The organism is Vibrio jasicida CAIM 1864 = LMG 25398 (assembly GCF_000400365.1).
GTDB classification, from domain to species: Bacteria; Pseudomonadota; Gammaproteobacteria; order Enterobacterales; family Vibrionaceae; genus Vibrio; species Vibrio jasicida.
In genome coordinates this window covers 86169-95624 of the sequence record NZ_BAOG01000026.1, presented here as the reverse complement: position 1 = coordinate 95624, position 9456 = coordinate 86169, and the positions used below count along the sequence as shown (strand labels likewise).

Annotated in this window: 7 protein-coding genes; 4 read left to right on the top strand and 3 right to left on the bottom strand. The window is 44.1% G+C overall.

The genetic code is table 11. From position 1 onward, the window contains the following. Positions 1–414 precede the first annotated feature (414 nt). The gene (locus tag VJL_RS08645; RefSeq protein WP_038866605.1) at positions 415–1095 is read left to right on the top strand and encodes a MaoC family dehydratase; all 681 of its coding nucleotides are present in this window, start codon (positions 415–417) and stop codon (positions 1093–1095) included. A 66-nt stretch (positions 1096–1161) separates the two neighbouring features. On the opposite strand, the gene VJL_RS08640 is transcribed toward VJL_RS08645, so the two are convergent. Then, positions 1162–1989 carry a phosphate ABC transporter substrate-binding protein gene (locus VJL_RS08640; RefSeq protein WP_038877242.1) on the bottom strand — a complete coding sequence of 276 codons (828 nt, stop codon included), beginning with the start codon at positions 1987–1989 and terminating at the stop codon, positions 1162–1164. Positions 1990–2287: 298 nt separating this feature from the next. Between VJL_RS08640 and VJL_RS08635 the strand changes: the two genes are divergently transcribed. Next, entirely contained in the window at positions 2288–2644 is a 357-nt protein-coding gene (locus tag VJL_RS08635; protein WP_038866602.1) for a DUF3024 domain-containing protein, read from the top strand. A gap of 24 nt (positions 2645–2668) precedes the next feature. Here VJL_RS08635 and VJL_RS08630 read toward each other — a convergent pair whose 3' ends face one another. Next, entirely contained in the window at positions 2669–3463 is a 795-nt protein-coding gene (locus VJL_RS08630; RefSeq protein ID WP_038877240.1) for a helix-turn-helix transcriptional regulator, read from the bottom strand. Between the two features lie 72 nt (positions 3464–3535). Next, complete coding sequence (gene rnb, locus VJL_RS08625) at positions 3536–5539, bottom strand: exoribonuclease II (RefSeq protein ID WP_038866600.1); 2004 nt, start codon at positions 5537–5539, stop codon at positions 3536–3538. Between the two features lie 379 nt (positions 5540–5918). Here rnb and VJL_RS08620 point away from each other — a divergent pair, with 379 nt between their 5' ends. Both VJL_RS08620 and VJL_RS08615 read left to right on the top strand, forming a co-directional pair. Continuing rightward, complete coding sequence (locus tag VJL_RS08620) at positions 5919–7877, top strand: DEAD/DEAH box helicase (RefSeq protein WP_038866599.1); 1959 nt, start codon at positions 5919–5921, stop codon at positions 7875–7877. 363 nt (positions 7878–8240) lie between these two features. Then, positions 8241–9434, top strand: a complete 1194-nt coding sequence (locus tag VJL_RS08615) for an acetate/propionate family kinase (RefSeq protein ID WP_038866598.1) — start codon at positions 8241–8243, stop codon at positions 9432–9434. Positions 9435–9456: the final 22 nt, after the last annotated feature.

Below are 9456 nucleotides of genomic sequence, written 5' to 3'. Positions count from 1 at the left end.
GAGATAGGGATTTGAACCCTAGATACGCTATTAACGTATGCCGGTTTTCAAGACCGGTGCTTTCAACCACTCAGCCATCTCTCCGTTGCGGGACGTATAATAGGGTGAGTAGAAAACGTTGTAAAGTATTGATTTCATCTAAAAGAACTGTTTGCGCGTTTTATAGTCACACTTCTAGAAGGTGAATATCACAAATTACCGTAGAAAAGATGATTGTTACGATATATTGTAGAGTATTTACTTTATGTTGTGGTTACTTAATAAAATAGTGTTTTATTGCTATCTTTATGAAAAGTAAGAAGTAAATGACTTTGAGTATACATGTGTTCGCCCGAAAGTATTTGCAACATAGTGTGAGTTAATTCAAAATTAACTGGTATAGCCAGTTGTGCTTGAATTTATCGAAGGGTTTTTATGAAAGTCACGAATCTATTTAAAGACAAAGTTGGTGCGATCTCTGCTCACCAATCAGAGTTTATGAATTGGATGTCTCCAACGCTACGCGATTATTGGGGTGACTTTTTAGGTCGAGCACAAAGCAGCTTTCTTTTTTCTAAAGTACGTGATCATCAGCAGCCTGCTGTGAATGAGGAAGTGATTTCTCAACCTGATCCAATTGTCCTAAAACCAGAAGCACAAGTGCTTTTCGATGAGTTGAGCGACAAGGTTGGTGAGGTGATCCACGTGGGTGATTGGGTTCATGTTTCTCAAGAACGTATCAACCAATTTGGTTCGGTAACGGAAGACATGCAATGGATCCACACCGACCCAGAACGTGCTTCAACAGAATCACCATTTAAAACTACGATTGCTCATGGTTTCCTGACGCTGGCGCTTTTGCCGAAGCTGACAGACTCTGTTGATCCAGAAAAACCAATGTTCCCAACAGCAAAGTTGGTCGTGAACCTAGGTTTAAACCAAGTACGTTTCCCGTACCCTGTGAAGGCGGGTAACAATGTACGTGCATCAAGTACGCTTACTAAAATCACACCAATCAAGAAAGGCCTTGAGATTGAGCGTGAAATCAAAGTAGAAATTGAAGGTATTCGTCGACCTGGAGCGGTAGTTGTTTCTGTGATTCAGTTGCACTTCTAATCGGAATAAAAAGATTCAAACAAAAAAGAGAGCTCAACTAGGCTCTCTTTTTTTTGTATCCGCGGTTTACTGATTGAAGCTTTTTACCGGTGTGTAACCGTAATCTGCAATCGCTTTTTGACCTTCTTGCGACTTCAGAAACTTCACGAAGTCTTTACCTGCTTTTTCCAATCCATCTACCTTGTACAGAACTAAAAATGGGCGAGCTAACTTGTATTTGTGGTTAGCGATATTGCTCGCTGTAGGAGCAGTGCCTTCAAATTGAATCGCTTTTATTGACCGGTCAACTGAGCCAACAGAGATAAAACCAATCGCGTGAGGGTTATGGTTTACGATGGTTTTTACCATGCTATTGCTGTTGACGACAAGGTTGTTCGGATTGATATCAGAGACCAGGCGGTCGTTCACGATCTTGGTTAATCCAAGTAGACTTTCAAAGCTGTAACGAGAACCGGAAGAGGCTTCACGAGTGACGACTGCGATAGGTTGGTCTGTACCGCCAACTTGCTTCCAGTTGTCGACTTTACCTTTGTAGATATCAAACAGTTGTTGTTCCGAAAGGTTGGCTACAGAGTTAGTGCGGTTAACAACAACAGCAAGACCATCATAAGCGATAGGGAATACGTTTAAGTCTTCTCCTTTCTCTCTTTCTGTTAAATAGCGAGAGCTCATCCCCATCTCAACCACACCTTTATTTACCATAGTGATACCAGCGGTTGAGCCAATACCTTGCACGGCAATATAATCATCAGGGTGTGTTTTATTATATTCTTCTGCAAGTACATCCATTACTCGTGCAACGGAAGTAGAACCTGAAATATTCACTTCTTTTGCCACAGCAGAAGGAAGGGAAAGAGCCATGGCTAATACAGTTGCCACAGTAAAACGTAACATATTGAACTCCATATACGGTATATCGCAGCGCTCATCATATTTCGTTCAGGTTACACTTTTGTGAATGCAGATTGATATCCATAGCGAATTATCGATTGCGCTCGTTTTATGTTGATAACTATCAATAATATCGGATGGGAGGGTTTCACTGATTTGAAGTGAAAGAGGTGACGCAGTTAGCTTTTCGGCATCAAATGCGATGCTATTCTAGACTTGAGCGGGCGTATGCCCGATGGTGATTTCTGCCTCTCTCAGGCACTTGGGTATATACTAAGAACAACATATCAGGAGTACGCTCATGTCCGTGTCTCAAATGGCGACCAGTCGCCTACATAAGTTGGTTCAAACGCTTTGCGCTAGACGAAATGTCAATTTGCCAGTAGAAGCGCTGGGGAAGTGCTTGTACGAGCCTATAGAGAACGGTGTCGAGCTTTATCATGCGCACTTCTTACTTGATTCACAACACAGTGAGTACACATCTCCCATCGCTAAAATCCTATTTGATGCTAAAACTCAACTTTGGTGCTTTTATGTTCCGATCTATCGTGAAGAAGAAGTGGTATGGATACCTTACGAGAAGCTACCAAGTAGTCAAACGCTTGAGGTGCTTCTCGCCGAACTGGAAAGCGATCCTCAAGCGTGTTTTTGGGATTGATGGCTAACTTATCTTCAACCCCTATTATTTTGCGATTTGGCTACGAAACTCTTTTGGCGTGATGCTGTAAATCGATTTAAATGCGGTACTAAAATGTGCTGCGCTTTTAAACCCAGATTCAAAGGCAATTTGAGTAATGGATTTCTGAGAGACACGAAGTTGGGTTGCTGCATGGTTGATGCGCTTCACTTTCAAAATATGAGAGAACGAAAGGTTCTCCGCTGCCAATCTACGCTTGAGTGTGGCGATAGACATACTCATGTGCGTTGCTAACGCTTCTAACGTGATGTCTTTTTCTATGTTCTTTTCAATATACTTAATCGCCTTCTGAGACGCGGTTAGGCTGCTTGCATCATCAATGATAGATAAGATGTCTGGCTGAACTTCTACCATCAGTGACAACAGGGCGAGGGCAATATGGCTTTGAGCGTATTGTGGTGCTTTGTTATCTGCTAATTCAATTAACGCGCTCTTAAGCTGCGAGATAACTAGGTGGCCTTGAGCTGAAAATGGATAAAAGCGACGATCGTCGGTGTCTGATGTAATCGTAGGGTGGGCCGATTTGAATTCACTGAACAAACCAATGTCAAAGACCAAGGCAATCGCTTTAAAACCGCCAGGTTTGGCTTCTGCACTTCTTAAGTCCGCTGAGTTATAAAGGGTGAAATCTCCTGCTTTCAGTTCAAATTGTTCGCCACTTGGCTGGTTGATAACAAGGGTGCCTTCCTCAACAACATATAACCCGTTGTGGGTGGCGGTGTAGCGTTCACTTTTGCGAGCAGTGAAGTGATTAAAGCGAATGATCTCAATGTTCGGCATATTCGTTCTTATCGTTTTTACATGACAAATAAAAAAGGCGCTCAGTTGAGCGCCTTTAAACTTTAACCGGTATTATTCACTTACAGATTCTTCTGTTTGTGTCGCTGGCTTATCAGCGAATACCTGGGTCGGTTTTGCAACTAAACTGCGGTTTTCTTGGTTTACGTCCGAAAGAACAATTTCCAATGTATCACCCAGTTTGTATACCACTTCTTTATCGATAGAAATGGTACCGTTGTCACCGTTACACTCAATTCTTTCTTTATTATCAAGAATCAAGCTACCAGGAATAAAGGCCGCTGCGCCATTTTCGAGAAGTCGAACACGTGCACCAGCACGATTAATATCGAAAATCTCACCTGTGAAACACGTTTTCTTACTTGGCTCTTCTGCAAGAGTACGAGCATATAACCAATCTGACACGTTTCGCTCGGCAATTTTGTGGTGCTTACGGTGCAGTGCTAATTCTTCGCCGACTTCATCATCAGGTGTTTGAACCGGTTCTTTGCCAAGAATAACGGCTTTCAGCATGCGGTGGTTGATCATGTCGCCGTATTTACGAATTGGTGAAGTCCAAGTCGCGTAGATATCTAGACCCATTGCGTAGTGAGGAAGTGGTTGGTTGCCTACTTCACTGTACGTTTGGAATTTACGGATACGGTTATCTAGGTATGTCGTTTCTTGTTCGCCCAACCAACGACGAAGTGCCGCAAAGCCTTCTAGTGTCGCAACTGATTCTGCTGTGAATTCAAGTGTACCCTCAGGATTTACCATTTGAACGACTTCTTCGATTTTCTCAGCTTTCAAGCCAGCGTGTGTGTTGAACACGCCCGTTTCAAATTTGTCACGTAGTGTACGGCCTGCACAGATGTTTGCAGTGATCATCGATTCTTCTACAAGACGGTTTGCGCTGCGGCGCATGTCCGCGTGAATTGCAATAACGTCGTTGTCTTCGCTTAGTTCAAAACGGTAGTCTGGGCGATCTGGGAAGATTACGGCATTCTTTTCTCGCCAATCAGCGCGAGCAAGAGAAAAGTCATATAGGTCACGAACGATGGTTGCGATTTCTTCTGATGGTTGCCACTTGTCTGAGCTGCCGTTTTCTAGCCAATCTGACACATTGTCATAAGCAAGGCGCGCATGAGACTTAATGTTTGCTGCGAAGAAGTTGATGTCATCACCAACGACACCTTCTTTGCTTACTGTCACAGTACAGCAAATCGCAGGGCGTACTTCATCTTCAATCAGTGAACATAGGTTATCTGCAAGGTCACGTGGAAGCATAGGAATGTTACGACCTGGAAGGTAGATAGTGTAACCACGTTCACGTGCAACCTTATCCATTTCGTCTTCTGGTGTAATGTATGCAGTTGGATCGGCAATTGCGATGGTCAGTTCAAAGTCGCCAGACTCTGTCTTCTTCGCAAACAGCGCATCGTCCATATCTTTGGTTGATTCGCCGTCAATGGTGACGAAAGGTACGTGTGTCATATCAACACGTTCTAGATCCGCATCGTCTTTCAATTCCCAGTTATCAATGCCAGCAGGCTCTGAGTTTGGCAAATCGTTTTGTGCAAGCGTTACCCACCAAGGTGCAATCTTGTCGTTTGCATCGGTAATCTTCTCAGAAATCTCTACGAAGAATGAGTTGTCACCTTTAAGAGGGTGACGAATAAGATGAGCAACAACCCAGTCGCCTTCAACGAAATTGTCAGGCTTTAAGCCTTTCTTTAGTTTCGCTTTAAGAGAGAGCTTTTTCAGCTGTGGGTGATCAGGTGCAACGTTTAGCTTGCCTTTGAACATTTTTACTCGGCCAATAAAGCGAGTTACAGCTTGTTCTAGCAGCTCTTGTGGTTCTGCGACTTCACGTTCGTTTTCAGTGCGGATGATGGCAACGACTTTGTCGCCGTGCATGCACTTTTTCATGTACGCTGGTGGGATGAAGAAGCTGGTTTTGCTGTCCACTTCCAGGAAGCCAAAGCCTTTATCGGTTGCTTTGATTGAGCCTTCTTTTTTAGGCAGGTTTTCTTGGATTTGTTGCTTAAGCTGAGCTAATAGAGGGTTATCTTGAAACATCTTTTCTTAACTTACCAATGGAATTGGGCACACTATAATCATTGCGGGCTATTATTACTACCTAAAGCCCCCAAATTCACTGTGAATTATTGATGAATTGAACAGCGTTGTGGTGCTTTTCTCTACGGAGAATGGAGGGGTAGGTGGAATTTTATGCGAATATTACCATTAGTGAGAATAAATTGTGATGTAATTCAATTTTTTCTAGCTTTTTTTATGCATTTAAGGAATAATCCGCCTCCCTTAGTCGTCCCTAATGGCTTATCGCGGTTGTGTACTGTGCTAATTCCTTTCTGAATGGATTTAGTATCTGGATGGATCAGTATCGAATTGGAAGAGCATATGGGACTGTTTTTTTGTTTAATTAAGTAGGATCCCAATGCAAGATTCTGTTATTCAATTCAGTGATTTATCTCTGAATGATTCTATCCTTTCTGCTCTAGACGGAATGGGTTTCGTGTCACCAACTCCAATTCAGGCTGCGGCAATCCCACACCTATTGGAAGGTGCTGACGCGCTGGGCAAGGCACAAACGGGTACAGGTAAAACGGCAGCATTCTCTCTGCCTCTTCTAAACAAGCTAGATCTTGATCAGCGTAAACCACAAGCAATCGTTCTTGCTCCAACTCGTGAGCTAGCGATTCAGGTTGCGGCTGAAATGAAAAACCTTGGTAAAAATATCAAAGGTCTTAAAGTTCTAGAAATCTACGGTGGTGCTTCTATCGTGGATCAAATGCGCGCTCTTAAAAACGGTGCACACGTTGTTGTAGGTACTCCTGGCCGTGTTCAAGACCTTATCAACCGTGAACGTCTACATCTAGACGAAGTTAGCACTTTCGTACTTGATGAAGCGGACGAAATGCTAAACATGGGGTTCGTGGACGACGTAACTGCAATCATGGAGCACGCTCCTGAATCAGCTCAACGCGTTCTATTCTCTGCAACTATGCCACCAATGCTGAAAAACATTGTTGAGCGCTTCCTACGTGATCCTGTAACTGTTGACGTTGCTGGTAAAAACCACACTGTAGACAAAGTTCAACAACAGTTCTGGGTAGTGAAGGGTGTAGAGAAAGATGAAGCAATGTCTCGTCTTCTTGAAACTGAAGAAACTGACGCGTCAATCGTATTCGTACGTACTCGTCAAGACACTGAGCGTCTAGCTGATTGGCTATCTGCACGTGGCTTTAAAGCTGCTGCACTGCACGGTGATATTCCTCAGTCTCTACGTGAGCGTACTGTTGATCATATCAAACAAGGTGTTATCGACATCCTAGTTGCAACAGACGTTGTTGCACGTGGTCTTGACGTTCCACGTATTACACACGTATTTAACTACGACATCCCATTCGATGTTGAGTCTTACATCCACCGTATCGGTCGTACTGGCCGTGCTGGACGTAAAGGTAAAGCGATCCTACTTGTTCGCACTAACCAAATCCGCATGCTTCGCACTATCGAGCGCGTAACTAAGTCATCTATGGAAGAAATCCAACTTCCTCTACGTGACCAAGTTGCTGAAGCTCGTCTAAGCAAGCTAGCTGCTGAACTAGAAGCTGAGAAAGAGCACAAGTCTCTAGACAAATTCGCTGAGCTAGTAGAGAAACTACAAACTTCTCTAGAAATCGACCCAGCGATGCTTGCGGCAATGCTTCTTAAGCGTCAGCAAGGTAAACGTCCTCTATTCTACATTGGCGAAGATCCAATGGTTGAAGCGATTGAACGTGACAAGCAACGTCGTAAAGAGCGCCGCGAAGGTGGTCGTGAAGGCGGTCGCAGCTTCAATACACAAGATTGGGATACTTACCAGCTTCAAGTTGGTCGTGAGCAAGGTGTTCAAGTGAAAGACATCGTTGGTGCTCTAGCTAACGAGCTTGGTTTAGGCAAAGGCTCTATCGGTGCGATTAAGCTAGCTCAAGGTCACACATTTGTTCAGCTACCAAAAGCAATGACTTCAGACGCAGCAAGCAAGCTAAGCAAGCTTCGCATCCGTCAACAAGAAGTTGGCGCTGTAGTTTGTGACTTCGATGACTTCCGTGAGTCTCGTGGTGGCGGTCGTCGTGACGGTGGTCGTCGCGATGGTGGTCGTCGTGATGGCGGCGGTTACCGTGGCAACCGTGAAGGCGGCAACGGCAACCGTGGTGGTGATCGTCGTGAAGGCGGTCGTCGCGAAGGTGGCTTCCGTGGTAACCGCGATGGCAACCGTGAAGGTGGCAACCGCGAAGGTAACCGTGAAGGTGGCGAGCGTCGTTTCGACCGTAACCGTGGTGGTGATCACCGTGGTGCACACCGTGGTGAACGTGGTCACGGCCGTGGTCGTCGCACGCAAGACGCATAATATCTGCACACTATTGCATTAAAAAATAGTTGAATATGAAAGCCGAGCGAAATGCTCGGCTTTTTTGTCTCTGCTCTTCTATACTCTATTCATTCAAAAAAATTCGTAATATTTTTGTTTTCTTACTCATATATTGATGATTTTAAGTGTCTGATTCCACTTTAGTTGAGTGAATTCGATATATTTCACTGCTCAAATAAATTTTAAACTTGTCATAGATCAACAAAAATTACGCAAACGAGCAACTAACACTAAAAGATAGTTGAAAGATTAAAAAATTATTGAATAATAGAGAGCACAAACAAGAAGTACGAAGCGCGGATGCGCAATTACAACCTTTGCTCCACAACAGGAAACTATTTCATGTCTAATTCGTTTGTACTGGTGATCAACTCAGGTAGCTCATCACTAAAATTTGCAGTCATCGACTCACAATCTGGCGATGCTGTGCTAAGTGGTCTGGGCGAATGCTTTGGTCTATCAGACGCTCGTATGAGCTGGAAATTCAACGGTGAAAAATTTGAATTTGCTATTAAAGGCAATGAGAACCACCATCAACTTGCAGTAGCAAAATTAGTTGAGTTAGTAAAAGAGTACAAATTAATTGACCATGTTGTTGCTGTTGGCCACCGAGTGGTTCACGGCGGTGAGAAGTTTACCAAGACAGTCCGTTTAGATGAGTCTGTTATTGCAGACGTAGAAGCGTTAAGTGACTTAGCCCCTCTACATAACCTTGCTCATGCGATTGGTATGCGTGCTTCTATGGCTGCATTCCCTGAGCTCCCTCAGTTTGCTGTGTTTGATACTGCGTTCCACCAAACAATGCCTGCAAGAGCTTACACCGGTGCAATTGCTAAAGAACTTTACACAGACTTTGGAATTCGTCGCTACGGCTTCCACGGTACGAGCCACTACTTCGTAAGCCGTGAAGCTGCGAAGATGCTGAATAAACCAGTGGAAGAATCAAGTTTCATTTCTGTTCACCTAGGTAACGGTGCTTCTGTTTGTGCAATCAACAACGGTGAGTCTGTAGATACATCTATGGGTTTCACGCCGCTGTCTGGCCTGATGATGGGCACACGTTGTGGTGACCTAGACCCAGGTATCATTGAGTACCTTCTGAAGAAAGGTTGGTCTCAAGAGAAAGTGTTTAACTCACTAAACAAGGCTTCAGGCTTCTTAGGTGTTTCTGGCCTAACAAGTGATGCACGCGGTATTTTGGAAGCGATGGAAGAGGGGCACGAAGGTGCAACTCTAGCGTTCCAAGTGTTTACATACCGTGTGTCTAAATACATTGCGTCTTACCTTGCTGCTCTAGATTCATTTGACGGCATCATCTTCACTGGCGGTATTGGCGAGAACTCTATGCCAATTCGTCGTGAAATCTTAAACAACCTGAAACTGCTAGGTTTTGTTGAAGATGTGAAAGGTAATGAAGACGCTCGATTTGGTAACGCAGGTGTTGTTGCTACATCTGAGTTGCTTGGTGCGAAAGCACTGGTTATTCCTACCAATGAAGAGTGGGTTATCGCTCAACAGTCGGTAGAACTGCTGTAAAACGGCAAAAATTTTGGGAACT